Raw genomic sequence first — 23,940 nt, 5'->3', positions numbered from 1 at the left:
AAGCTCGCTTGCCGGCGATTTGCCTTATATGCCCTTGCGCCGTTCGGCCCGGGCCACTCGCTGCACTTCCTGACGCACTTCTTCCAGCACTTCCTGCACATAGAGAATGTGCCGGCTGGAGATTTCCCGCGCCTCTTCGGCTCGCCCTTCGATAATCGCCTGGTACAGGTCGCGGTGCTGACTGATCAGCATGTCGCGGGTTTCCGTACGCTGCTTGTACATGCCGCCGATGTTGGTCACCACGTTGCGCTTGAGCAGGTCGAACAGCCCGCGAATGGTGTGCAGCAACACCGCGTTGTGGCTGGCCTCGGCAATTGCCAGGTGAAACTTGGCATCCGCCGCCCCCTCCTCGATACGGCTGACATCGTCGGAACGTGAGTAGCAATCCTGCAACTCCTCGAAGGCTTGAGTCAGCCGCTCGCGATCCACCGCCGTCGCCCGCAACGCCGCGTAATAAGCACAGGACGCTTCCAGGGTATGGCGGAATTCCAGCAGGTCGCGCTGGGCATCGGTGTTGTTTTCCAGCAGGTGCAGCAACGGATCGCTGAAGGTCGAGCCCAGGGATTCCACCACATAGTTGCCACCACCCTGGCGGCTGATCAGCAGCCCCTTGGCCGTGAGCTTCTGGATCGCCTCGCGCAGTGAGGGCCGGGAGACACCGAACTGCTCGGCCAAGGCGCGCTCGGCAGGCAGCCGCTCACCGGCCTTCAAGGTACCTTCGAGAATCATCCCTTCCAGCCGCTCGACGATATCGTCGGACAAACGGCGCTGGCGTATCTGATCAAAGCCCATCACTCACTCTCCACCCTCCCGACCCTTCGCCGGGGGGCTCTATTCTGGCCTATTCACGGCGCGCCAACACCTGGCAGAACGCAGCCATTTGTACCCATCAGATGGCCGCCACATAGCGCATTCGACAAAAGTTTTAGGGCGGCAAATTGACACACCGAGCACAAGGCTTTTACCCTAGCCAACAGCGATTGTAAATTGGTATTACCAATTAACCAAGACGCTAGCAGTGCCTGACCAACAACAATTAGGGGCCACCCCATTATGCAAACCTGGCAACAGCTCTATAGCCCGCTTGGCAGCCTCGGCCTGTCCGCCCTCGCCGCCGTCATCCCGATCGTGTTCTTCTTCCTGGCTCTGGCCGTGTTCCGCCTCAAAGGACACGTCGCCGGGAGTATCACCCTGGCCTTGTCGATCCTGGTGGCGATCTTCGCCTTCCAGATGCCCGCCGACATGGCCCTCGCTGCCGCTGGCTATGGATTTGCCTACGGTCTGTGGCCCATCGCCTGGATCATTGTCGCCGCCGTGTTCCTCTACAAGCTGACCGTGAAGAGCGGCCAGTTTGAAATCATCCGCAGCTCGGTGCTGTCGATCACCGACGACCAGCGCCTGCAAGTGCTACTGATCGGCTTCTGCTTCGGCGCTTTCCTTGAAGGAGCGGCGGGCTTTGGCGCACCGGTGGCGATCACCGCCGCCCTGCTGGTGGGCCTGGGCTTCAACCCGCTGTACGCCGCCGGCCTGTGCCTGATCGCCAACACCGCGCCGGTGGCCTTCGGCGCCCTGGGGATTCCGATCATCGTCGCCGGCCAGGTAACCGGCATCGACGCCTTCAAGATCGGCGCCATGACCGGCCGCCAGCTGCCGCTGCTGTCGCTGTTCGTGCCGTTCTGGCTGGTGTTCATGATGGACGGCATGCGCGGTGTCAAAGAAACCTGGCCAGCCGCGCTGGTAGCCGGCCTGAGCTTCGCCGTCACCCAGTACTTCACCTCGAACTTCATCGGCCCGGAACTGCCGGATATCACCTCGGCCCTGGCCAGCCTGATCTCCCTGACCCTGTTCCTGAAAATCTGGCAGCCCAAGCGCACCGCCGGCGCGCAGATTGCCGGCGCCACCTCCGGCGTCGCCATCACCGCCAGCGCCGGCGGTTTCGGCCAGCCACGCCAGACCCAGGCCTCGCCCTACAGCCTGGGCCAGATCTTCAAGGCCTGGTCGCCGTTCCTGATCCTCACCGTGCTGGTGACCATCTGGACCCTCAAGCCCTTCAAGGCGATGTTCGCCGCCGGCGGCTCGATGTACGCCTGGGTATTCAACTTCGCCATCCCGCACCTGGACCAGATGGTGATCAAGATGGCGCCGATCGTGACCACGCCAACGGCCATCCCTGCGGTGTTCAAGCTCGACCCGATCTCGGCCACCGGCACGGCGATCTTCTTCTCGGCGCTGATCTCCATGCTGGTGCTGAAGATCAATTTCAAAACTGGTCTGACCACTTTGAAAGAGACCTTCTACGAGCTGCGCTGGCCGATCCTGTCCATCGGCATGGTGTTGGCGTTCGCCTTCGTCACCAACTACTCGGGCATGTCTTCGACCATGGCCCTGGTTCTGGCGGCCACCGGCGCGGCGTTCCCGTTCTTCTCGCCGTTCCTGGGCTGGCTCGGAGTGTTCCTCACCGGTTCCGATACCTCGTCCAACGCCCTGTTCAGCTCGCTGCAGGCCACCACCGCGCACCAGATCGGGGTCAATGACACCTTGCTGGTCGCGGCCAACACCAGCGGCGGCGTGACCGGCAAGATGATCTCGCCACAATCGATCGCCGTAGCCTGCGCCGCCACCGGCCTGGTGGGCAAGGAATCGGACCTGTTCCGCTTCACCCTCAAGCACAGTCTGTTCTTTGCCACTATTGTCGGTCTGATCACCCTGGCCCAGGCCTACTGGTTCACCGGCATGCTGGTGCACTAAGCAACACCTGCGACACCGATGGAACCGACGCCGCCCTCACCCGCGGCGTCAGTCATTCACCACCCGGTCTGCAAGGCTGCTGAAAGCTTGCTGGTTTATCTTTCAGCCGCCTCGACGGACGAATAACCGGGACCACCCGGAGACACGCCTGATGAGCGAGCTTTTCTACAACGCCGTGCCCAATGCGACCCGTGTCGCACCGCCGCTGGCCGAACCCCGGCAGTACCCCAGCACGAAACCGTCGCGGGTCTACCTGTTCGGCACCTGCGTGGTCGACCTGTTCTATCCCGAAGCCGGGATGGACGCGATTCACCTGCTGGAGCGCGAAGGCATTCGCGTGGACTACCCGCAAGGGCAAAGCTGCTGCGGACAACCGGCCTACACCTCGGGTTACACCGAGCAGGCGCGCACCGTGGCCCGCTCGCAACTGGCGCTGTTTGCCGGTGACTATCCGGTGGTGGTGCCGTCGGGTTCCTGCGCAGGCATGCTGCGCGAGCATTACGCGGACTTATTCAAGGACGAGCCCGAAACCCTGCAACAGGTGCAGGCCCTGGCCGCCCGCACCTATGAGCTGGCCGAGTTCCTGCTGCACGTGTGCAAGGTGCAACTCAAGGACAGCGGCGCGCCGGTCAAGGTGGCGCTGCACACCTCGTGCTCGGCACGTCGGGAAATGAACACCCACCTGCACGGCCGTGAGTTGCTGTCACAGCTGAGCAACGTGGAACGGGTAGAACACAGCCACGAAAGCGAATGCTGTGGCTTTGGCGGGACTTTCAGCGTCCGAATGCCGGACATCTCCGGCGCCATGGTCGCGGACAAGACCCGCGCGCTGAAGGAATCCGGCGCCCACCAGGTACTGAGTGCCGACTGCGGCTGCCTGATGAACATCAACGGCGCCCTGGAGAAACAGCAAGAGGCATTGCGCGGCCAGCACCTGGCGAGCTTCCTCTGGCAACGGACTGGAGGTGCGCAATGAGCACCCCAGAGCTGATTCCGACCACTACGGTGGCGGACGATTTTCGTACCCGGGCCCACCAGGCCCTGGGTGACAAGCAACTGCGAAACAACTTTCGCAGTGCCATGGATTCACTCATGGCCAAGCGTGCGGCCTCGTTCAGCGATGCCCACGAAAGAGAACACCTGCGCGCCCTGGGCAACGCGATTCGCGCCCGGGCGTTGTCCAAGCTGCCCGACTTGCTCGAGCGCCTGGAACAGAACCTGACCCGCAACGGTGTGACAGTGCACTGGGCGGAAACGGTGGACGAGGCCAATGGCATCGTCCTCTCGATCATCCGCGCTCACGAGGCGCGGCAAGTGATCAAGGGCAAATCGATGGTCAGCGAAGAGATGGAAATGAACCATGTCCTCGCTGAACAAGGCATTGAATGCCTTGAGTCGGACATGGGCGAGTTCATCGTCCAGCTCGACCACGAGAAGCCTTCACACATCATTATGCCGGCGATCCACAAGAATGCCGGTCAGGTCGCGTCCTTGTTCCACGACAAACTCGGCGTGGAGTACACCAAGGACGTTGACCAACTCATTCAGATCGGTCGCAAGGTCTTGCGGCAGAAATTCTTCGAAGCCGATATCGGCGTCTCTGGCGTCAACTTCGCCGTGGCCGAGACCGGCACCCTGCTGCTGGTGGAAAACGAAGGCAACGGGCGCATGTCCACCACCGTGCCGCCGGTGCACATCGCCGTCACCGGGATCGAGAAAGTCGTCGAGAACCTGCGGGACGTGGTCCCGCTGCTGTCGCTGCTGACCCGCTCGGCCTTGGGCCAGCCCATCACCACCTACGTCAACATGATCTCCGGCCCGCGCAAAGAGCATGAGCTGGACGGCCCCCAGGAAGTGCACCTGGTGCTGCTGGACAACGGCCGCAGCCAAGCGTTTGCCGACAGCGAACTGCGCCAGACCCTGAACTGCATCCGCTGCGGCGCCTGCATGAACCACTGCCCGGTCTACACCCGGGTCGGCGGCCACACCTACGGCGAGGTCTACCCGGGGCCGATCGGCAAGATCATCACCCCGCACATGGTCGGCCTGGCCAAGGTACCGGACCACCCCAGCGCCTCGTCACTGTGCGGCGCCTGTGGCGAAGTGTGCCCGGTGAAGATCCCGATCCCGGCGCTGCTGCGACGCCTGCGGGAAGAGAACGTCAAGGCCCCGGACAGCCCCCACCAAGTGATGCGCGGCCAGGGCAGCAAGTACTCGCGCAAGGAGCGTTTCATCTGGAACGCCTGGGCCCGCCTCAACAGCTCGCCGACCCTGTATCGCCTGTTCACCCTGGCGGCCACCCGGCTGCGCGCCCTCACCCCGAGCAAGGTCGGCCCCTGGACGCAAAACCACAGCGCGCCGAAACCCGCCGCCCGGTCGCTGCATGACCTGGCCCGTGAGCACCTGGACAAGCAGGGAGACCGCTGATGAGCGCGAAACACAAGATCCTCGCCAAGCTGCGCAACAGCCTGACCGGCACCACGCCGATTGTGGATAACTTTGACGAGGCGCTGGTTACCGAGCCCTACACCTACACGGCTGAACAGCGCATCCCGCAACTGCGTAAACAGATGGAGGCGGTGCACACCGAAATCCACCTGAGCACCGAGGCCGCCTGGCCAGAGCTGCTGGCTCGCCTGCTGCAGGAGCGCCAGCTGCCCAGCCTGCTGATCGCCCCGAGCACGCCCCACGGCCAGCGGGTCACCCAGTACTGGGCCGAGCACCCGCAACTGCCGGCGCTCAAGGCCTACGACCGGCCGGTGGAAGAATGGAAAGCCGAGCTGTTCAACGACACCCCGGCCAGCCTCACCGGCACCCTGGGGGCTATCGCCGCCACCGGCAGCCTGATCATGTGGCCAACCCGGGAAGAGCCGCGGCTGATGAGCCTGGTGCCGCCGGTGCATTTCGCCCTGCTCAAGGCCAGTGAGATCCGCGACAACTTCTATCAGGTGCAGCAACAGATGAACTGGGCCGCCGGCATGCCGACCAACGCGCTGCTGGTGTCCGGCCCATCGAAGACCGCGGATATCGAGCAAGTCCTGGCTTACGGCGCCCACGGCCCGAAAGACCTGGTGGTGCTGATCCTGGAGGACCAATGAGCCTACCGGCCGCTTTTCTGCGTGATGCCCAGCAACTGATCCCTCAGGAGCGGCGTTTCGACGACCCGCTCTCGACCCTGGCCTTCGGCACCGATGCCAGCTTCTACCGACTGATCCCCAAGCTGGTGATCCGCGTCGAATCCGAAGATGAAGTGGTCGCCCTGCTCCAACTGGCCCAGCGTGACCGGGTGCCAGTGACCTTCCGCGCCGCGGGCACCAGCCTTTCCGGGCAGGCCATCAGCGACTCGGTGCTGATCGTGCTGGGGGATAACTGGAACGGCAAGGAGATTCGCCACCAGGGTACGCAGATCCGCCTGCAACCCGGGGTGATCGGCGCCCAGGCCAATGCCTGGCTGGCGCCTTTCGGGCGCAAGATCGGCCCCGACCCGGCCTCGATCAACGCCTGCAAGATCGGCGGCATCGTCGCCAACAATGCCAGCGGCATGTGCTGCGGCACCGCGCAGAACACCTACCACACCCTGGCCGGCATCCGTCTGGTACTGGCCGATGGCACGCGCCTGGACACCGAGGACGCCGCCAGCGTCAGCGCCTTCCGCGCCAGCCATGGCCCGTTGCTGGAGCGCCTGGCCGAACTGGGCCGCAGCACCCGCGCCAACAGCGAGCTGGCGGCGAAGATCCGCCACAAATACCGGCTGAAGAACACCACCGGCCTGTCCCTCAATGCCCTGGTGGATTTCGATGAACCGCTGGAGATCCTCAGCCACCTGCTGGTGGGTTCCGAGGGCACCCTGGGCTTTATCAGCGCGGTGACCTACGACACGGTGATCGACCACCCGAACAAGGCCTCGGCGCTGATCGTCTTTCCCGATGTGGACACCTGCTGCAACGCGGTGACCGTGCTCAAGAGCCAGCCGGTGTCGGCGGTGGAACTGCTGGACCGCCGCAGCCTGCGCTCGGTGCAGGACAAGCCCGGCATGCCAGCCTTCGTCCAACAGCTCTCGGCCAACGCCTGCGCGCTGCTGATCGAATCCCGCGCTGCGTCCTCGTCGCTGCTGCACGAGCAACTCGCGCAGATCATGAGTTCCCTGGCCGCCTTCCCGGTGGAAAAGCAGGTGGATTTCAGCGAAGACCCGCAGGAAAACGCCAAACTCTGGGCGATCCGCAAGGACACCTTCCCGGCGGTGGGCGCGGTGCGCAAGACCGGCACCACGGTGATCATCGAAGACGTGACCTTCCCCGTGGAACAGCTGGCCATCGGCGTCAATCGCCTGATCGAGCTGTTCGACAAGCACCACTACGACGAAGCGATCCTGTTCGGCCACGCCCTGGAGGGCAACCTGCACTTCGTCTTCACCCAGGGCTTCAACAGCAGCGAGGAAGTGAATCGCTACCAGGCGTTCATGGACGACGTGGCGCAACTGGTGGCGGTGGAGTTCGGCGGCTCGCTGAAGGCCGAGCACGGCACCGGGCGCAACATGGCGCCCTTCGTCGAGCTGGAGTGGGGCAGCGACGCCTACCAGTTGATGTGGCAGCTCAAGCGCCTGCTGGACCCCAACGCCATCCTCAACCCGGACGTGGTGCTCAGCGAAGACCCACAGATCCACCTCAAGCACCTCAAGCCGCTGCCGGCGGCCGACGAGATTGTGGATAAGTGCATCGAGTGCGGTTTCTGCGAGCCGGTGTGCCCGTCCAAGGGGCTGACCCTGAGCCCGCGCCAGCGCATCGTCATCTGGCGTGATATCCAGGCACGCAAACGGGCCGGCATCGACACCTCCGAGCTGGAGGCGGCTTATCAGTACCAGGGCATCGACACCTGCGCCGCCACCGGCCTGTGCGCCCAGCGCTGCCCAGTGGGCATCAACACCGGTGAGCTGGTGAAGAAGCTGCGCAGTGAACACGCCACCCACAACGGCACCGCCGACTGGCTCGGCTCGCACTTCGCCACCACCTTGCAGGGCGCGCGCTTCACCCTGCACGTGGCCAACGGCGCGCGCATGCTCCTGGGGGCACCACGCCTGAGCAAGTTGTCGGCGAGCCTGACGCGACTGTCCAAGGGCCAGGTGCCGCAGTGGAACAACGCCATGCCGCAGCCGGAAAAGGCCATCCGCTTCAGCCCGAGCGTCAGCGACGCGCGCCCGCGGGTGGTATACCTGGCGGCCTGTGTGTCCCGGGTCATGGGGCCGGCGGCGGGGGACAAGGAACAGAGCTCGCTCTACGAGAAGACCCGCGGCCTGCTGGAAAAGGCCGGCTACCAAGTGGTGTTGCCGGACAACCTGGACAACCTCTGTTGCGGCCAGCCGTTCGCCTCCAAGGGCTACGCCACCCAAGCCGAAGACAAGCGCCAGGAACTGATCGGCGCCCTGCTCCACGCCAGCCGTGGCGGCCTCGACCCGATCTACTGCGACACCAGCCCCTGCACCCTGCGCCTGGTGCAGGACCTGGGGGATGTACGCCTGGACCTCTACGACCCGGTGCGCTTCATCCGCACCCACCTGCTGGAGCGCCTGGAGTTCACCCCGCAAGAAGCGCCCATCGCGGTGCACGTCACCTGCAGCACCCAGCACCTGGGCGAAAGCCAGGCGCTGATCGAACTGGCCCGGCGTTGCAGCAACAACGTGGTGATCCCTGAAGGCATCCACTGTTGTGGTTTCGCCGGCGACAAGGGCTTCACCACCCCGGAGCTCAATGCCCACTCCCTGCGCAGCCTCAAGGATGCGGTGCAGTATTGCAGCGAAGGCATCTCCACCAGCCGCACTTGTGAAATCGGCCTCAGCCAGCATGGCGGGATCGACTATCACGGGCTGGTGTACCTGGTGGATCGGGTGACCCGGGCCAAGGTGGTCTGAGCCATCGATCCGGGAAAAAAGGGGCGTTTTCGCCCCTTTCTTGTGCCTGGCAGAAGGCGCCCCTGGCTTTTTCATTTCTTCGAAAAAAAAACAGAACCCCAGCGCACGGCTACAGTCCATTTTCTAGGCCCGCAAAAAGGGCTTAGCCCCACTCGGCAGCCGGCCCTGTTGACCGGCAGCACCGAGCCCCCGCGATCAAGGAGATAACCATGAAGCGTTCCGCACTGGCTGGACTGTTCATTACCGCCGCGATGCTGGCCTCCCCGGTGTTTGCTGCCGGGCAAGAGGACCTGTGCCAGATCAACCTGCAAAAGATCAAGGATGCCAAGGTCAGCACCGAAGCCATGAGCTCGGACCTGAGCAGCGACATCGACGCCACGGTGCAGCAAGCCACCGCCGAACAGGCCAAGGGCACCGAGCAAGGCACCAAGAACTGCATCTCCCTGACCACCCAGGCGATCCAGAAATTGCAGAACAATACCAAGGGCGATCAGTAAGCGGCCGCTGAAGGCCAACCTTCGGGTTGGCCTTCTGGCCTCGGTTAGCGTAGACTCTGTTCACCTGTTGGTTATGCACAACAGGTTCGGGGCCGTTTAGGATTCGACGCCGGTTGCGAAACTTTAGGTGCATGCCGAGTTGGTAACAGAACTCGTAAATCCACTGTTGCAACTTCCTATAGTTGCCAATGACGAAACCTACGGGGAATACGCTCTCGCTGCGTAAGCAGCCTTAGCCCTTCCCTTCTGGTACCTTCGGGTCCAGCAATCACCAGGGGATGTCTGTAAACCCAAAGTGATTGTCATATAGAACAGAATCGCCGTGCAGTACGTTGTGGACGAAGCGGCTAAAACTTACACAACTCGCCCAAAGCACCCTGCCCGTCGGGTCGCTGAGGGTTAACTCAATAGACACGGCTAAGCATGTAGTACCGACAGCGGAGTACTGGCGGACGGGGGTTCAAATCCCCCCGGCTCCACCAAACAAGCGTTACAAATCAGGCACTTGGCGTTTATCGCAAGTGCCTTTTTTGTGCCCGGTGAAAACCTCCCGTCGGGCGCCGGCTTTCAGTTAGCCAGTGCTGCCCCCCCTCATCGCCAGAACAAACACATCAACAACCAGTTCCCAAATGCGTCCGGCAGTGTAACGTCAACGTATCGAGAAACTCCGTCATAGACGCTTTCTGCTCCAGTCCCTGGCGAGTGATGCAATGGAATGCCGAGCCATAGGCCAGGCGCTCCGGCATGATCGGGCGCAGCTTGCCGCGCTCAGCCCAGGCCGCCGCGAAGTGGGTCGGCAGGTAGCCTATGTAGGTGCCGGAAAACAGCAGCAAGGCAATTGCCTCCATGGAAAAAGCCCCCACGGAATTGGCGAACTGCAATTCGCCCGGGCGGCGATTTTCAGCCACGTAACCACGGTCGACATAGTCCGCCGCACTGAGTTCTTCAACGCTCACGCTTGAATCCGAACGCAGGAAGAACGGGTGGTGTTCGCCGCAGTAGAGATTCTGCTCCTCTTCGAACAATGGCAGGTAATGAAGCCCGGAAAGACGGTGGTGAAAGGCACCAATGGCCGCTTGCAGGCGTTCTTCCAAGACGGCCTGCTCGAGTTCATCGGGCCGCATGACATGAAGATTGACATGGATCTCCGGCAAGGCTTTTCGCATACGCGCAATGACCGCCGGCAACGGGCTGTGATCGATGGAGAGGAGACTGTCCACCGTACCAATATGCAACGACTCACGCAGGCGGCCATTCAGCACCGCGGTTCGCTGGCGAAACTGGCCGATGTTACTGAACAGTTCTTGCGCGGCGGCGTAAGTCTCCTCGCCCTCTTCGGTCAGTTGAAACCCACTCTTGCCGCGCTTGCACAGCGAATAGCCCAGGCGCACCTCCAGGTCCCGGACCAACACGCTAAGGCGCGACAGGCTGGTATTGAGGCGCACCTGCGCCGCGGTGAAGCCGCCGGCCTCCACGATGGTGCAGAAGATCCGCAACATGCGCAGGTCAATATCGGTCAGGTTGCCTAGCATCGAGCCACCTCTTGTTGTCATCAACGGGTGTTTTCAGAACATCGTTATACCGCTGCCGGTATCCAACTCGTCAACTCCACTGTATCCATTCACGACCCGCCAATGTGGCCTCCAAAGAACCTGCCCGGTCATGAAGCTGGCCTGGCTAGAAGTAAGGGCTAGCACTACAGCGGCACACTCCTCGACGCCGTCACGCGGAGACTTCAACGCTGTCACTTTGCCATAGCTAGACAGGTCTACTTGGTGGCGCTGCTACAGGCATCTGGGTTGAAGGTGCTTACCGCATTGTGGCAACCACCCACTAAACACCCTGCACTAGGGCGGTTGATGGGCCATCATCAATAAAGAAGAGCCGAACTTGCTCAAACAATTTGTAGGCTTCAATCCAAAGATTTACATTTAGCCGATTTGGCCAGTCGATGAGCATGTCTGGATATATGGCGCTTACGTCTGAGAATTAGCTGCTCGCAGAAGCGCCAAGCCTGCAGTGCTCCAATAAGAGAGGCAAAGATTGCAGGGTGGGCTGTTTGATCGCACCTATCAGCCCCATCGGCGACTGGGCAGTCCGATACACTCGGTCTTTCGTCTTGAGGAGACTACTCTGGACAGTTGCGAATAGGTTTCGAGACGCCCTCACGGCCCAGCAGAGGGTGAAGCCTAGATTTTCAATGCCTTCTGCGGCACTGAAAATGGAACAAGATGCTGGAGATTGGAGGGCAAATAGGATGACGCGCCTTTTCCCGCAGTTTATGATGAGGAAATTTCTGCGCCGCTTAATGCAAGAGTTTACCTGCAAGGAAAACTTTAAGCTGGAGCAACAACACCAACAGGCAAGATCCATAATTAATTTTTTAAGTAAAATCAATGAATCTTATAATATTCGGATCAAGCAAGACCATTGGTGATTGCCACTATAAAAACCTAGGAGGGCTAATAGTGGAAACGTGCAAAATTTACTCCAGATTCTTAAGCGCGCCTAAAGATAGGCAAGAAAACAATTTCAAAGTCCTAGTTGCAGAACAGTTTCCATTTTTTCACTTGAAACGATTGCTTGCATGATTTCTGCTCATCCGGAGTCATTCGTGAGCAGTGCACTTCTTTATGTTTCTAACGACGGCATCGGCCTTGCCAGCCCCGCTCACAATAGCCGGCGATGTTATCTACTCGCGCTTGAGAAAAGAAAGTTACTAAAGACTAAAAAGGAGCAATGTGCCATATGAGCTTTTCATTGGACGACGGAATTTATATAAGCAAGGGTAGTGATTTTTCCGAAGTTTTCACTTCGCAATGGATATCATTATTCCAGAGGTGTTTCGGAGGCTCCGATAAAAATGCCAGTCGTGTATTTCAAAAATACCAATTAAACGACTCAAGAATTTGCTACTCCATAAAAAATGGCACCATGGTAGCAGCGTATTGCGGTCTAAGATTAAGCCACGAAGACTCCGCTGTTTTTCTTTCTACAGATACCATGTCCGATGGAACCCAAAAAGGCTCATCTGTAATCCTTGGGAAACGGCTATACAAATCTTTTCTTGAGGAGGATATATATGTAGTTTGTGGCTACCCCAACAACAACATTAGAAAAATACGGGAACGAGGCCTGGGTTGGACCCTTAATGGAAACCTTCACCTATATGTAGCAATTCCATTTTTCTGGCGCCTCCTCAGAAAACCAACCAAAGAAAATGGTCTATGGAAACTGGCAAGGCCAGCCGACGGCTGGTTTACCAGAAAGAAACCTTTCCTGGCGAATCTCCTCGGCAGGGATGGTTTGTACTCTTCTAGCCCTGGACTTGTGATTACACTGTCAGCCTATCGACCTGGAGCTTTCTTTATAAAAGTACCTGGTTTTCTATTCGAACCTAGAAGTTTTGGTTACAGATTCCTTACCGATAACAAGGAAAGGAACAATGCTTTCCTGAAAAAAATAAGCTTCCTCAACCTCGAAACAATCGATATACCTTGATGCCCAGGGAAGATCAGTGCATGAGATCAGCTTCTATATTTTTTATGGCCCACCAAGATGACGAGTTTGGGGTATTTCACCAAATTGAACACGAACTAAGCACAGGCCAGTGGGTGCGCTGTATTTACGTCACCGATGGTGCTGCCACCGCCGACTCGAATCGTCGGGATCGTGAGTCTTTAGCGGTCCTTCAAAAGCTAGGCATTGAAGCCCGTGACATTCTATTCATAGGTCGTCAGTTATCAATCGGTGATGGTCAACTGCATAACCATGTTGCCGTATTGGCAGACTGGGTTGATTGCTTCATCAACGAACACCCAACTATACAAGCCTGTTTTGTGCCTGCTTGGGAAGGCGGTCATCCTGATCATGATCTGCTGCACGCTATAGTCGTTGAATCACTCATGGCACGCACAAACACGCCAAAAATCTGGCAATATTCACTTTATAATGCTCGGAACTGCCTTGGTCCTTTTTTCCGTGTACTGTCACCACTTCCGGAAAATGGCCCTATTGAACGACAGCCGATTGCTTGGCGAAATCGCCTTCGATATATAAGACTATGCCTCTCCTATCCCTCTCAGTGGCGTACTTGGCTCGGCTTATTCCCGTTTGTGAGCAGCCATTATCTATTCCAGGGTGCTCAATATTTGCAACCTGTAAACAGACAACGACTGGATCAACCTCCGCACCAGCAGCCGTTGTATTACGAACGACGCGCCTTTCTCGATTGGCCGACCATGCGTAACTCCATCGAACAATTGCATAAAAAGCGCCACACACGAGCCACTCCCGCACATAAAGCCCTTGATAAACAAAACAACAACTAAAAACAAAACATCATTACCGGCTCATTTATCAGGCGTTCCATTTCACAGCCTCTATCGCTGCGTCATTTCAGAGCCGCCATTAGCATGCAACCTTGTTTCTCCACAGGGAGTTATATGAAGCTTTATACAGAGAGACACAGATAAATAACTTTTGTGAAGGTGACTCACTTTACACGCTGCTGTCGCACCAAATTTCTGGAGCACCAGTGAGTCACCCAAAAACTTCAGCATACACCAGGGCGAATTCCTGCCCGGGGTGGCAGATGTAATCCTCGAACTGCTGCAACTCGCGGGCGAAGATCCGCGCGTACATGGGGGTCATGCTGCGTCCGGGGAAGTCGCCGGCCATGGGGTGGTAATCGTAGTTGCCGGTGCTGTAGCCAGGGGCGTCGACGATGGTGGTGCTTACCACGGTCGGTTGCACCTGGGCGCTGCTGGTCTGGATCAGGTTCGGCGCGGGGGTGAACAGCTGGGCGATGTCGACGCCGAGGGCGCGGGCCGCGGCGGCGAGTTTTTCGTAGCTGACCGAGACCTGGGCCAGCTCCATTTTCGACAGGGTCGACAGTGCGACGCCGAAGCGTTCCGAGAGCTGTTGTAGGGTCAGCTTCTGATGAAATTGGCTTCGTCCTATGGACAACCGATGGCGTGCTGGAATCAGTGTTGTATCTAGGAGTGAAACCTTTTCCCTAGTGCGCCTTCCATTCTCTATTTCGATTGCAGGTCAGTCCTACCTCTCTCCTCTCTCTTGTGCTTACGATAACGGGAGAGCGAAATTCCCGTTTGGCGCTTGAAGTAGCGACACAAGTAAGACGCATCGACGAAGTTCAGTTCGTCGGCCACACGGCCAATGGCCAAGTCGCTGTATGAAAGAAGAGCCTTGATCTCCAAGGTTACCTGCCGATCGATCAACCCCTTGGGAGTGTCATTGAAAAACGCTTTGGTCAACTGCGACAGGTAGAACGGCGTGATATTCAGTGCGTCGGCGTAGAACTTCACATCTCGGTGGCGGATGCAGTGTTTGCCTATCAATTCCCAGAAGCGCCAACTGAGCATTTCCTTCCGGCTGAATCCCCTGTTTTCTATCTGGTTGGCTGGAAGTTGCTCGGCTATTTTCAGAAAGAGGTTCTGCAGCTGATTGCGCAACATGATGCGTTGGTAAGTGGGACAGGTCTGCGCAATGTTCCGCATCTGCGTCACCCATCCCTCGATCAGCGGCATGTCGTCCTTGGATGGAGTGCAATGAGGATGGTCATGCAGAAATACGAACAAGGTATTGGGTAGCGGGTAGGCAACCTCCGCTGCAAAACTTTTCGGCATGAGGCAGAAAAACACCTTGAAGCGGCGCGAGCGACGTTTGAGCAAGGCAATAGTGTCCTCAGCCAGCAGCATCAAATCACCGCGCCTAACCGCATGCTCTTTGAAGTTAAGCGTGAAGTGGGCACTACCGCAGAGGCATACCAGCAACGTCAAGTAAGCATGGCCGAAGGAGAGCGGCAAACCTTGCCCTTCCGCTAGCGTGGTCTCGCCCATCGGCATCGAGTCGTCAGGAGCGGAAAGTTTCGGAATGTGATGCATAGTGACCCAGCGCTAGAACAAACAAGAGCCAAAATCGTATCACCGCTTGGCGTAGCTGTTTCTAAAAGTACCGAAAACGCCGAGGTACTGGCGTGTACCGATGATCTGACTCCCAATACTCTGTCCCGAACGAACCAATCCATTCGGGTACAGGACATGACACTTAAAACAGAACGACTCTTGCTGCGCCCCTGGCAGGACGCAGACGCCGCCGACCTATACGAATATGCCAAAGACGTCCGAGTCGGTCCCATCGCAGGCTGGCCCCCCCACACCAGTGTGGAGAACAGTGCCGATATCATCCGTACGGTCTTCAATCACCCCGAGGTGTACGCGGTCGAATTGAAGGAAAATCGTCGTGCTGTTGGTTGTGTGGGCATTCTCATAGGCAGCAACAGCAATTTTGAAATCAGTGAGCAGGAAGGGGAAATCGCCTACTGGATCGGCGTGCCGTACTGGGGCAAAGGCCTGATTCCGGAAGCGGTACGTGAAGTGATGCGACACGCCTTTGAAAACCTGAATCTCAAAGCACTTTGGTGTGGTTACTTCGCCAACAACATCCAGTCCTATGCTGCTCAATCGAAGTGTGGCTTTCGCTTTCATCACACGGAAGAAAACAAATACAACCAGTTCCTCCAAGACTATCGGACAGAACACATTAGCCGTATCACCTACCAAGAATGGCTGGACCATACAAAAGAGTAAGGACACAGACCGAAGATACCGGTGTACGGCGGCAACGACCGACGGACCCAGCCGGGTGACAACGTATACCGCACGAACGCCAGAGAGGAATGCAAACCTTACTTGGAGCTGCACGGAGAGCTAGCCGGAATCCCCCGCTGCCCCAGCACTGCCACGAACTGCAACAGCTAGAGTGCGAAGCCTGCCGCAGGCCAGCGCCGAACTTTTCGCCGCGCTGCTGGCGTAGGCGCAGGAAGAACTGAATGCCCGTGAAAGTTAATTGAGCCTTATCAACACCCCAGTTGAGGAGACCTTATGAAAATCTCACTTACCCCAATAACCCAAGAAAATTATGAGGCGATTTGTGAACTGGAGGTCACTGAAGAGCAGGAAGACTACGTGGCAAGTAATACCTGGTCGCTCGTTGAGGCTGCGTACAACCCAGGTTACTTCACACGAGCCATAATCGCGGATGGAGAGCCTGTAGGCTTTTTTATGTGGGTGCGAGAGTCGAAAGGCAAAGTTTCTATCTGGCGCTTTATGGTGGACAAACAACATCAGCAGAAATCCATCGGTAGAGTAGCGCTGGGCCTCGCCCTACATGAAATAAAACAGATCGCAGATTTGCAAGAAATTGAAATTTGCTACAACCCCAACAACATCGTAGCTAAAGGGTTTTACTCCAGTTTCGGGTTTGTCGAGGTTGGTATGGATGCAGACGGCGAAGATATGCTGGCGAGGATCAGAATTTGAACTGCGCCAAATACAATCCGAGCTTTGCACAACAGCTCTGATTACCTTCAGCTCCAATCGCTTTTAATTCCGAAAGCCCTATGCCACGCAAACTTTTCCCGACGCGGTACTTAGACAGTGAGCGCGTGACCATCCTCTACACCGCCAGGGACGCACATATCGACATGGCATTACTGCCCAACGTGCGCAAACGCTCGACGACAGCACGGCGCGGCAGCTGGACCTGTCGCGCTGTTGCTGGATGATCAGGGGCGTCAGCGCTCCGACATCACCACCATCACTTCCGCATCCTCATCCCCTTCCGCCAGGTAGATATGGCCAATGCTGCTGTTGAAGTAGGCGGTCTCCTGCGAGCCGATGCTCACGGCCTCTCCGGTCTCGAACTGAATCCGCACCCGCCCCGACAGCACCAGGGCGAATTCCTGCCCGGGGTGGCGGATGTAGTCCTCGAACTGCTGCAGCTCGCGGGCGAAAATCCGCGCGTACATGGGGGTCATGCTGCGTCCGGGGAAGTCGCCGGCCATGGGATGGTAGTCGTAGTTGCCGGTGCTGTAGCCGGGGGCGTCGGCGATGGTGGTGCTGACCACGGTCGGTTGCACCTGGGCGCTGCCGGTCTGGATCAGGTTCGGCGCCGGGGTGAACAGCTGGGCAATGTCGACGCCCAGGGCGCGGGCCGCGGCGGCGAGTTTTTCGTAGCTGACCGAGACTTGGGCCAGTTCCATTTTCGACAGGGTCGACAGCGCGACGCCGGAGCGTTCCGAGAGCTGTTTGAGGGTCAGCTTCTGGTTTTTGCGAATGGTCCGCAGGCGGGCGCCAACCTGGGTTCGGTCGATCAGTGGATGGGCGTGGGAGCTCGAGGCGGGCTGGGCTCGGTCGGAACTCATTGGGGCTCTCTGTCAGGCAAATAAGGGTAACCGCGACGCTGGCCGGGGCACGTGGCGAAATATTAACCCAGGACCCCGGGTTGACTGGAAAATTCTCATATCTTACATTTCTCGTATGTGAGAATTTTAACCTTTGTCATTTTCCAGCGATTCAGGAACCCCGGCATGCACGACACCCAATGCTTCGACTTCGTCATCATCGGCGCCGGTATTGCCGGTGCTTCCCTGGCCTATCGGCTGGCCGGGCAGGCCAGCGTGCTGGTGCTGGAACGTGAATCGCAGCCGGGCTATCACTCCACCGGGCGCTCTGCGGCGATGTTCATGGAGGCCTACGGCACTCCGCAGATCCAGGCCCTGACTCGCGCCAGCCGGACTTTCTACCAGCGGCCGCCGCAGGGTTTCTGCGAACACCCGCTGATGGAACCTCGCGGCTGCCTGTACGTCGCCAGCGAGGAACAGCTGGACCAGTTGCAGCAGACCTACGACGAAACCCGCGCCCGCTCCGCCAACGTGCGCCTGATCACGGCCGAGCAGGCCCGGGCCCTGGTGCCCTGCCTGCGCCCCGACGCCGTTGCCGGGGCGATGCTGGAAACCGCCGCCCAGGACCTGGACGTGCACGCCCTGCACCAGGGCTTCCTGCGGGCCATGCGCCGGGCCGGGGGGCAGCTGGAGTGCGACACGCACATCGTCGAAGCCAGCCGCGAAGACCGCCACTGGAACCTCACACTCAGCGATGGCCGTTCCCTGCAGGCGCGCAATCTGGTGAACGCTGCCGGGGCCTGGGTCGATGAGGTGGCCCAGCTATGCGGCGTGGCCCCCATCGGCCTGCAACCCTGCCGGCGCAGCGCCTTCACTTTCGATGGCCCGCCGGATGAAGACTTCAGCCGCTGGCCGGCGGTGATCGGCATCGACGAAAGCTTCTACTTCAAGCCCGATGCCGGCCAGTTGCTCGGCTCCCCGGCCAATGCCGACCCAGTGCCGCCCCAGGACGTGATGCCCGAAGAACTGGACATCGCCACTGGCATCTACCATATCGAGAACGTCACTTCCCTGAGCATCCGCCGCCCGCGCCACAGCTGGGCCGGCCTGCGCTCCTTCGTCGCTGACGGCGATCTGGTGGTGGGCTGGGACGACAGCTGCGAAGGCTTTTTCTGGCTCGCCGCCCAGGGCGGCTACGGCATCCAGTCGGCGGCCGGCGTCTCGCAACTGGCCTGCGCCCTGCTGCTGGGCCACCCGGTCCCCGAAGAACTGCTGAGCCAGGGCGTCGATGCCCAGGCCCTGGCCCCCGCTCGCTTGCGTTAACCCACCCAGCCCACGAGGCCCTTGCTATGTCCACTGATATCCAGCGTTACCCCAGCCACCTGCCCTACCCCTTCTCCCGGGCGATCCGCGTTGGCGGCTTTCTGTTCCTCTCCGGCCAGGTGCCCATGAGCGCCGAAGGCGAAGTGGTGCACGGCGACATCCGCGTGCAGACCGAAGCCGCCATGGCGCGCATCGGCGAGACCCTGGCCGCGTGCGGCGCCAGCTTCGACCAGGTGGTGAAAAGCACCGTCTGGCTCACCGACATGCAGCACTTCGCCGGCTTCAACGAGGTTTACCAGCGCCACTTCAAGAACGGTTTCCCGGTGCGCTCCACCGTCAGCGCCCAACTGGCGCTGGGGGTCGATATCGAGATCGAAGTCCAGGCCTGGGTCGGCGAAAACTGAGTCACCCGCCCCAGCCCTCAAGTGCGATGCCCAGGACCGCCACGCCAATAGATGACGCGGCCGTCCACCCCACATAACAACAACAAATCGAGGCTAATCGTCATGCAAGAAAGTCTGAAGATCGCCGGCGCCTTCGTCGGTGTGATTGTCGGTGCGGGGTTCGCCTCCGGTCGTGAACTGCTGTTGATGTTCGTCGACTTCGGCGCCTGGGGCCTGGCGGGCGCGGTGGTCAGCGCGGCGCTGTTCACCTTCCTCGGCATGGCCCTGGCCAGCATGGGCAGCCGCCTGCGGGCGGCATCGCACAAGGACGTGGTGCAAGCCCTGTGCGGCAAGCACCTGGGGGCGCTGGTGGACCTGATGATCACCTTCTTCATGTTCGCCGTGACCGTGGTGATGCTGGCCGGCGGCGGCGCCCTGCTGGAGCAGCAGTTCGGCATTCCGGCCATTGCCGGCAGCGTGCTGGTGACCCTGATCGTGGTGGCCATCGTATGCCTGGACGTGCACAAGGTCATCGGCATGATCGGCGCGGTGACGCCCTTCCTGATCGTCACCGCGGTAGGCGTGGCCCTGTATGGCGCCGCCACCCGCGACCTGAGCTTCGGTGAACTCAATCAACTGGCGGCCAAGCAAGAAGCCGGCGCCAGCCACTGGCTGCTGGGCGCCTTGCTCTATGTGTCCTACAACATCGTGGCGGGGGTGCCGATCCTGGCGATCATGGGCGGCGCAGCCAAGGGCGAGAAACAGGCAATGTGGGGCGGCATTTTCGGCGGCGCGCTGCTGGGCCTGCTGATGCTGGTGATGAGCCTGGGCCTGCTGTCGCGCCTGAACAGCGTGGCGGACCTGCCGATGCCCATGCTGTCGATCGCCAGCGAAGTCTCCCCGGCGCTTGGATTGCTGATGGCGCTGATCATCTTCTGCATGATCCTCAACACCGCCGTGGGCACCTTGTACTCCTTCTCCGCGCGGCTGTTTCCGGCGGGCACCCGACAGTTCCGCCTCGGCTCCATCGCCGCCGGCGCCCTGGCGTTTGTCGGCAGCCTGGTGGGCTTTATCAGCTTGGTGGGGCAGGTGTATCCGTTCTTCGGCTACCTGGGGTTCCTGCTGATTGCTGCGGTGGTGATTGGCTGGCTGCGCCCACGGCGGGTGGTGGTGGCGTAGGCACCCGGGATGTATCCACGGTGCCTTGAGTTCAACCCGGCGTTGTAGGAGCGAGCTTGCTCGCGAAACTCCCGAGAGCGCCGCGTTCCCTCAGCGAACCGGCGTTATCGTTGACGTCCATCGCGAGCAAGCTCGCTCCTACAAGATGGCGCACGGTTCAGGCAAACCGACTGCCCTTGAGCGCCTTGAGGAAGGTGTAGGACGCATGGTTGAGGGTTTCTCGCGGGGCGGTGATCACGCTCACCGAGCGCACGATGCGCTGGTCTTCCAGGCGCAGGAAGTTCAGTTGGTCCCCCGCCGCCGAGCGGCTCAGCAACTCCGGTAGCAAGGTCACGCCCATGCCCTGGGCCACCAGGGCCAGCAACGAGGTGGTGTTTCTGACGCTGAGGGTCGAGTGGTCGCGGATGTGCCGGAATTCGGCGGCGTTGATCTCGGCCCCCAGGCCGCTGTTGATGAAGTGCTGCCCGTCCAGGTCGCTCCAGCGCAGCGGTCGCGCCAGGCGGTTGAGAGGGTTGTCGCTGGCGCAGACTACGCAGAAGGCGTCGGAGAACAGGAAGTCCTGGTCGATGTTGGGGATGCTCGCCGGTACGGTGCCGATGCCGATGTCCACCTCGCCGCTGAGCACCGCTTGCACCACTCGCTCGGAATCCATGTCGCGGATATCCAGGTGGAACTGCGGGTGCTGTTCATGGAATTGCTTGAGCAGCGGCGGCAGCAGGGTGATGGCGAAGGACGGCACCGCCGCCACCCGCACCAGGCCGGTCTCAGCCTTGGCGTAGGTCTTGATGGTGCTGATGGTGCGGTCGAAATGCGCCAGTTCGCGCTGGGCTTCCAGCAACACGAAACGCCCCAGGGGGCTGAGCTGGTTCTTACGTTCGCCTTCGAACAGCGCGCCGCCCAGTTCTTCTTCCAGCTGCTTGAGCGACAGCGACACCGCCGCCGGTGTGCGGTGCAGGCGCTGGGCGGCCTGGGTCAGGCTCTGGCTGGTGGCAACCGCGACGAAAAACTGCAGGTTGGAGATCTTGATGCTCATGGCGGCGCGTCCTGCTGGCAAAGGCAAAGCTTAAATTTTACTTAAACAAGCTTAAAAATTATTAGATTTACTTAACACAAGGCCGACTCATAATCCTCCCAGAACCGCACAAAGGCAACGCCCCGCCTGGCGTGCCGCCCTGGAGGATTTCATGAGCGACAACCATCACAACTACATCGCCGGCCAATGGCTCAAGGGCGCCAGCGAGATCGAGAATCGCAACCCGTCCGACACCCGCGACCTGATCGGTCTCTACGCCCAGGCCTCCCGGGCGCAGTTGGACAGTGCCATTGCCGCCGCCGGCGAGGCCCAGCGCATCTGGGCCCGCAGCGGCATCGAGCAGCGCTACAAGGTGCTGATGGCCATCGGTCAGGAGCTGATGCAACGCTCCGCGGACATCGGCAAGACCCTGTCCCGGGAAGAAGGCAAGCCCATGGCCGAGGGCGCCGGCGAGGTGTACCGCGCTGGGCAGTTTTTCACCTACTACGCCGCGGAAACCCTGCGCCAGCTGGGCCAGACCGCCGACTCGGTGCGCGACGGCATCGAGATCGATATCCGCCGCGAGCCCATCGGTGTGGTGGCGATCATCTCGCCATGGAACTTCCCCATGGCCACCGCCTGCTGGAAGATCGCCCCGGCCCTGGCCTTCGGCAACGCCGTAGTATGGAAACCGGCCAACCTGACCCCGGCCAGCGCGGTGATTCTCAGCGAGATCATCGCCCGCCAGGACTTGCCCAAGGGCCTGTTCAACCTGGTGATGGGCGCCGGTTCCGAGATCGGCCAGGCGCTGATCGAGCACCCGGGCATCAGCGCCATTTCCTTCACCGGCTCGGTGGACGTGGGCAAGGGCATCGCCGCCTCGGCCGCCGCCAACCTGACCAAGGTGCAGTTGGAGATGGGCTCGAAAAACGCCCTGGCGGTGATGGACGACGCCGACCTCGACCTGGCGGTGAGCTGCGCGGTGAATGGCGCCTTTGGCGGCACCGGGCAGAAGTGCACCGCCTCCTCGCGGCTGATCGTGCATGAAGGCATCCACGATGCCTTCGTGGAAAAACTGCTGGCGGCGACCCAGGCGCTGAAGGTCGGCCATGCCCTGGAAGCCGGCACCCAGATCGGCCCGGTGGCCAGCGCCGCGCAATTGGAGGCCAACCTGGCGAACCTGCAACTGGGCCAGCAGGAAGGCGCCGAACTGCTCACCGGCGGCCAGCGCCTGGAGCTGCAAACCCCGGGCTACTACCAGGCACCGGCGCTGTTCATTGGCGGCAGCAATGCCATGCGCATCAACCGCGAAGAGCTGTTCGCACCCATCGCCTGCGTGATCAAGGCCGGCAGCTACGAAGAGGCCCTGAGCCTGGTCAACGACACCCGCTTCGGCCTTACCGCCGGCATCATGACCCGCTCCCTGGCCCGCGCCAGCCACTTCCGCCGCAACGCCCGGGTCGGCTGCGTGATGGTCAACCTGCCCACCGCCGGCACCGACTACCACGTGCCCTTCGGCGGTCGTGGCGACTCCAGCTACGGCCCGCGCGAGCAAGGGCGCTCGGCAGTGGAGTTCTACACCCATGTGAAGACCGGCTACATCGCCGCCGGGGCACCGCTATGAGCCTGCCCCAGACCTTCGCCGGCCGCGGCCCGCGCATCGACGCCATGCAGTACGACAACTGGTCGGAAAAGGTCTTCCAGCAGATGCGCGAAGGCGGCGTCGATGCGGTGCACGTGACCATCGCCTACCACGAGACCTTCCGTGAAATGGTGGCCAATATCGAAGCCTGGAACCGCAGGTTCCAGCGCTACTCGCACCTGATCCTGCACGGCAAGTGGGCCAGCGATATCGCCCTGGCGCGGCAGACCGGGCGCACCGCGATCTTCTTCGGTTTCCAGAACCCCTCGCCCATCGAGGACGACATCGGCCTGGTGGAAGTGGTGCACAGCCTCGGCGCGCGCTTCATGCAGCTGACCTACAACAACCAGTCGCTGCTGGCCACCGGCTGCTATGAACAGGAAGACCCGGGGCTGACCCGCATGGGCAAGCAGGTGGTGCGGGAGATGAACCGGGTCGGCCTGGTGGTGGACATGTCCCACTCCGCCGAGCGCTCGACCCTGGAAGCCATCGAGCACTCCGAGCGCCCGATCGCCATCACCCACGCCAACCCGGCGTTCTGGCACGCGGCGCTGCGCAACAAATCGAACACCGTGCTCAAGGCCCTGGGCCAGAGCGGCGGCATGTTCGGCTTCTCGCTGTACCCGCACCACCTCAAGGACAAGAGCGCCTGCAGCGTGCAGAGCTTCTGCGACATGATCGCGCGCACCGCCGAGCTGATGGGCGTCGAGCACCTGGGCCTGGGTTCCGACCTGTGCCAGGACCAGCCCAACAGCGTGGTGGACTGGATGCGCGTCGGCCGCTGGACCCTGGACGTCGACTACGGCGAAGGCTCCAAGGCGCAACCGGGCTTCCCCGACCAGCCGACCTGGTTCCGCGACAACCGCGACTTCCACAACATCGAGTCGGGCCTGCACAGCGTGGGTTTCAGCGCCCAGGAAGTCGGCGCCATCATGGGCGGCAACTGGCTGCGCTTCTTCGAGAACAACTTCATCCCGGCCAAGGCCCAGGCAGGTGCCGCCGTCCACCCTCACGAGATCGCGGTCTGAGGCCCCCGACTGTTTCC

Annotated in this window: 20 protein-coding genes, 1 other RNA gene and 1 pseudogene; 16 read left to right on the top strand and 6 right to left on the bottom strand. The window is 60.5% G+C overall.

What is annotated here, in order from left to right; all coding sequences use genetic code 11:
• Positions 1 to 24: 24 nt before the first annotated feature.
• Positions 25 to 792: an FCD domain-containing protein gene (locus ACZ5BO_RS05425; protein WP_025131432.1), complete on the bottom strand. Its 768-nt coding sequence runs from the start codon at positions 790 to 792 to the stop codon at positions 25 to 27.
• A 261-nt stretch (positions 793 to 1,053) separates the two neighbouring features.
• Here ACZ5BO_RS05425 and ACZ5BO_RS05420 point away from each other — a divergent pair, with 261 nt between their 5' ends.
• The 7 genes from ACZ5BO_RS05420 (at position 1,054) to ssrA (ending at position 9,632) form a co-directional block, all read left to right on the top strand.
• On the top strand, positions 1,054 to 2,748 hold the full coding sequence (locus ACZ5BO_RS05420) for a lactate permease LctP family transporter (protein ID WP_025131433.1): 1,695 nt from the start codon (positions 1,054 to 1,056) through the stop codon (positions 2,746 to 2,748).
• A gap of 151 nt (positions 2,749 to 2,899) precedes the next feature.
• On the top strand, positions 2,900 to 3,724 hold the full coding sequence (locus ACZ5BO_RS05415) for a (Fe-S)-binding protein (RefSeq protein ID WP_025131434.1): 825 nt from the start codon (positions 2,900 to 2,902) through the stop codon (positions 3,722 to 3,724).
• The gene (locus ACZ5BO_RS05410) at positions 3,721 to 5,175 is read left to right on the top strand and encodes a LutB/LldF family L-lactate oxidation iron-sulfur protein (RefSeq protein ID WP_115581575.1); all 1,455 of its coding nucleotides are present in this window, start codon (positions 3,721 to 3,723) and stop codon (positions 5,173 to 5,175) included. Before ACZ5BO_RS05415 ends, ACZ5BO_RS05410 begins: the two co-directional genes overlap by 4 nt.
• Positions 5,175 to 5,846, top strand: coding sequence for a LutC/YkgG family protein (locus ACZ5BO_RS05405; protein ID WP_464698637.1), 672 nt, complete (start codon positions 5,175 to 5,177; stop codon positions 5,844 to 5,846). The genes ACZ5BO_RS05410 and ACZ5BO_RS05405 overlap by 1 nt, the downstream gene beginning before the upstream one ends.
• On the top strand, positions 5,843 to 8,653 hold the full coding sequence (locus ACZ5BO_RS05400; protein WP_464698635.1) for an FAD-binding and (Fe-S)-binding domain-containing protein: 2,811 nt from the start codon (positions 5,843 to 5,845) through the stop codon (positions 8,651 to 8,653). The genes ACZ5BO_RS05405 and ACZ5BO_RS05400 overlap by 4 nt, the downstream gene beginning before the upstream one ends.
• Positions 8,654 to 8,862: 209 nt before the next feature.
• A complete protein-coding gene (locus ACZ5BO_RS05395; RefSeq protein WP_019095638.1) occupies positions 8,863 to 9,150 on the top strand; it encodes a hypothetical protein in 288 nt (95 codons plus the stop codon).
• 88 nt (positions 9,151 to 9,238) lie between these two features.
• Positions 9,239 to 9,632, top strand: a transfer-messenger RNA (tmRNA) gene (ssrA, locus tag ACZ5BO_RS05390).
• 129 nt (positions 9,633 to 9,761) lie between these two features.
• Here ssrA and ACZ5BO_RS05385 read toward each other — a convergent pair.
• Positions 9,762 to 10,682 (bottom strand): LysR family transcriptional regulator, encoded by a 921-nt coding sequence (locus ACZ5BO_RS05385; protein ID WP_464698633.1) that lies wholly within the window; start codon positions 10,680 to 10,682, stop codon positions 9,762 to 9,764.
• A gap of 1,216 nt (positions 10,683 to 11,898) precedes the next feature.
• On the opposite strand from ACZ5BO_RS05385, the gene ACZ5BO_RS05380 reads away from it, so the two are divergent.
• Complete coding sequence (locus ACZ5BO_RS05380) at positions 11,899 to 12,651, top strand: hypothetical protein (RefSeq protein ID WP_464698631.1); 753 nt, start codon at positions 11,899 to 11,901, stop codon at positions 12,649 to 12,651.
• Positions 12,652 to 12,671: 20 nt separating this feature from the next.
• Complete coding sequence (locus ACZ5BO_RS05375) at positions 12,672 to 13,481, top strand: PIG-L deacetylase family protein (protein WP_464698629.1); 810 nt, start codon at positions 12,672 to 12,674, stop codon at positions 13,479 to 13,481.
• Positions 13,482 to 13,713: 232 nt separating this feature from the next.
• On the opposite strand, the pseudogene ACZ5BO_RS05370 reads toward ACZ5BO_RS05375, so the two are convergent.
• Together ACZ5BO_RS05370 and ACZ5BO_RS05365 are read right to left on the bottom strand one after the other, a co-directional pair.
• A pseudogene (locus tag ACZ5BO_RS05370) lies at positions 13,714 to 14,139 on the bottom strand (helix-turn-helix domain-containing protein); the annotation flags it as partial.
• Positions 14,140 to 14,186: 47 nt separating this feature from the next.
• Entirely contained in the window at positions 14,187 to 15,056 is an 870-nt protein-coding gene (locus ACZ5BO_RS05365; protein WP_464698627.1) for a helix-turn-helix domain-containing protein, read from the bottom strand.
• Between the two features lie 156 nt (positions 15,057 to 15,212).
• Here ACZ5BO_RS05365 and ACZ5BO_RS05360 point away from each other — a divergent pair, with 156 nt between their 5' ends.
• Complete coding sequence (locus ACZ5BO_RS05360) at positions 15,213 to 15,761, top strand: GNAT family N-acetyltransferase (RefSeq protein WP_464698625.1); 549 nt, start codon at positions 15,213 to 15,215, stop codon at positions 15,759 to 15,761.
• A 294-nt stretch (positions 15,762 to 16,055) separates the two neighbouring features.
• Positions 16,056 to 16,493: a GNAT family N-acetyltransferase gene (locus ACZ5BO_RS05355; protein ID WP_464698623.1), complete on the top strand. Its 438-nt coding sequence runs from the start codon at positions 16,056 to 16,058 to the stop codon at positions 16,491 to 16,493.
• A gap of 254 nt (positions 16,494 to 16,747) precedes the next feature.
• Here the strand turns inward: ACZ5BO_RS05355 and ACZ5BO_RS05350 are convergent, their stop codons facing one another.
• Positions 16,748 to 17,377, bottom strand: coding sequence for a helix-turn-helix domain-containing protein (locus ACZ5BO_RS05350; RefSeq protein WP_464698621.1), 630 nt, complete (start codon positions 17,375 to 17,377; stop codon positions 16,748 to 16,750).
• A 165-nt stretch (positions 17,378 to 17,542) separates the two neighbouring features.
• Between ACZ5BO_RS05350 and ACZ5BO_RS05345 the strand changes: the two genes are divergently transcribed.
• The 3 genes from ACZ5BO_RS05345 (at position 17,543) to ACZ5BO_RS05335 (ending at position 20,241) form a co-directional block, all read left to right on the top strand.
• Positions 17,543 to 18,679: an NAD(P)/FAD-dependent oxidoreductase gene (locus ACZ5BO_RS05345; protein WP_464698619.1), complete on the top strand. Its 1,137-nt coding sequence runs from the start codon at positions 17,543 to 17,545 to the stop codon at positions 18,677 to 18,679.
• A 26-nt stretch (positions 18,680 to 18,705) separates the two neighbouring features.
• Positions 18,706 to 19,083, top strand: a complete 378-nt coding sequence (locus ACZ5BO_RS05340; RefSeq protein WP_464698617.1) for a RidA family protein — start codon at positions 18,706 to 18,708, stop codon at positions 19,081 to 19,083.
• A gap of 102 nt (positions 19,084 to 19,185) precedes the next feature.
• Positions 19,186 to 20,241, top strand: coding sequence for a YkvI family membrane protein (locus ACZ5BO_RS05335; protein WP_464698615.1), 1,056 nt, complete (start codon positions 19,186 to 19,188; stop codon positions 20,239 to 20,241).
• 157 nt (positions 20,242 to 20,398) lie between these two features.
• On the opposite strand, the gene ACZ5BO_RS05330 is transcribed toward ACZ5BO_RS05335, so the two are convergent.
• Positions 20,399 to 21,274, bottom strand: coding sequence for a LysR family transcriptional regulator (locus ACZ5BO_RS05330; protein WP_025131447.1), 876 nt, complete (start codon positions 21,272 to 21,274; stop codon positions 20,399 to 20,401).
• A gap of 151 nt (positions 21,275 to 21,425) precedes the next feature.
• Between ACZ5BO_RS05330 and ACZ5BO_RS05325 the strand changes: the two genes are divergently transcribed.
• Positions 21,426 to 22,877 (top strand): aldehyde dehydrogenase family protein, encoded by a 1,452-nt coding sequence (locus ACZ5BO_RS05325; protein ID WP_464698613.1) that lies wholly within the window; start codon positions 21,426 to 21,428, stop codon positions 22,875 to 22,877.
• Positions 22,874 to 23,923: a membrane dipeptidase gene (locus ACZ5BO_RS05320; RefSeq protein ID WP_025131449.1), complete on the top strand. Its 1,050-nt coding sequence runs from the start codon at positions 22,874 to 22,876 to the stop codon at positions 23,921 to 23,923. The genes ACZ5BO_RS05325 and ACZ5BO_RS05320 overlap by 4 nt, the downstream gene beginning before the upstream one ends.
• Positions 23,924 to 23,940 lie beyond the last annotated feature (17 nt).

It is taken from the genome of Pseudomonas sp. FFPRI_1, assembly GCF_055384485.1.
The sequence above is the reverse complement of the archived record's forward strand: the minus strand, read 5'-3'. Positions and strand labels throughout refer to the sequence as shown.

Excerpts from the sequence above, each read along its gene's own strand:
- ACZ5BO_RS05425 (WP_025131432.1), bottom strand. The coding sequence starts at position 792 with ATGGGCTTTGATCAGATACGCCAGCGCCGTTTGTCCGACGATATCGTC.
- ACZ5BO_RS05420 (WP_025131433.1), top strand. The coding sequence starts at position 1,054 with ATGCAAACCTGGCAACAGCTCTATAGCCCGCTTGGCAGCCTCGGCCTG.
- ACZ5BO_RS05415 (WP_025131434.1), top strand. The coding sequence starts at position 2,900 with ATGAGCGAGCTTTTCTACAACGCCGTGCCCAATGCGACCCGTGTCGCA.
- ACZ5BO_RS05410 (WP_115581575.1), top strand. The coding sequence starts at position 3,721 with ATGAGCACCCCAGAGCTGATTCCGACCACTACGGTGGCGGACGATTTT.
- ACZ5BO_RS05405 (WP_464698637.1), top strand. The coding sequence starts at position 5,175 with ATGAGCGCGAAACACAAGATCCTCGCCAAGCTGCGCAACAGCCTGACC.
- ACZ5BO_RS05400 (WP_464698635.1), top strand. The coding sequence starts at position 5,843 with ATGAGCCTACCGGCCGCTTTTCTGCGTGATGCCCAGCAACTGATCCCT.
- ACZ5BO_RS05395 (WP_019095638.1), top strand. The coding sequence starts at position 8,863 with ATGAAGCGTTCCGCACTGGCTGGACTGTTCATTACCGCCGCGATGCTG.
- ACZ5BO_RS05385 (WP_464698633.1), bottom strand. The coding sequence starts at position 10,682 with ATGCTAGGCAACCTGACCGATATTGACCTGCGCATGTTGCGGATCTTC.
- ACZ5BO_RS05380 (WP_464698631.1), top strand. The coding sequence starts at position 11,899 with ATGAGCTTTTCATTGGACGACGGAATTTATATAAGCAAGGGTAGTGAT.
- ACZ5BO_RS05375 (WP_464698629.1), top strand. The coding sequence starts at position 12,672 with ATGAGATCAGCTTCTATATTTTTTATGGCCCACCAAGATGACGAGTTT.
- ACZ5BO_RS05365 (WP_464698627.1), bottom strand. The coding sequence starts at position 15,056 with ATGCATCACATTCCGAAACTTTCCGCTCCTGACGACTCGATGCCGATG.
- ACZ5BO_RS05360 (WP_464698625.1), top strand. The coding sequence starts at position 15,213 with ATGACACTTAAAACAGAACGACTCTTGCTGCGCCCCTGGCAGGACGCA.
- ACZ5BO_RS05355 (WP_464698623.1), top strand. The coding sequence starts at position 16,056 with ATGAAAATCTCACTTACCCCAATAACCCAAGAAAATTATGAGGCGATT.
- ACZ5BO_RS05350 (WP_464698621.1), bottom strand. The coding sequence starts at position 17,377 with ATGAGTTCCGACCGAGCCCAGCCCGCCTCGAGCTCCCACGCCCATCCA.
- ACZ5BO_RS05345 (WP_464698619.1), top strand. The coding sequence starts at position 17,543 with ATGCACGACACCCAATGCTTCGACTTCGTCATCATCGGCGCCGGTATT.
- ACZ5BO_RS05340 (WP_464698617.1), top strand. The coding sequence starts at position 18,706 with ATGTCCACTGATATCCAGCGTTACCCCAGCCACCTGCCCTACCCCTTC.
- ACZ5BO_RS05335 (WP_464698615.1), top strand. The coding sequence starts at position 19,186 with ATGCAAGAAAGTCTGAAGATCGCCGGCGCCTTCGTCGGTGTGATTGTC.
- ACZ5BO_RS05330 (WP_025131447.1), bottom strand. The coding sequence starts at position 21,274 with ATGAGCATCAAGATCTCCAACCTGCAGTTTTTCGTCGCGGTTGCCACC.
- ACZ5BO_RS05325 (WP_464698613.1), top strand. The coding sequence starts at position 21,426 with ATGAGCGACAACCATCACAACTACATCGCCGGCCAATGGCTCAAGGGC.
- ACZ5BO_RS05320 (WP_025131449.1), top strand. The coding sequence starts at position 22,874 with ATGAGCCTGCCCCAGACCTTCGCCGGCCGCGGCCCGCGCATCGACGCC.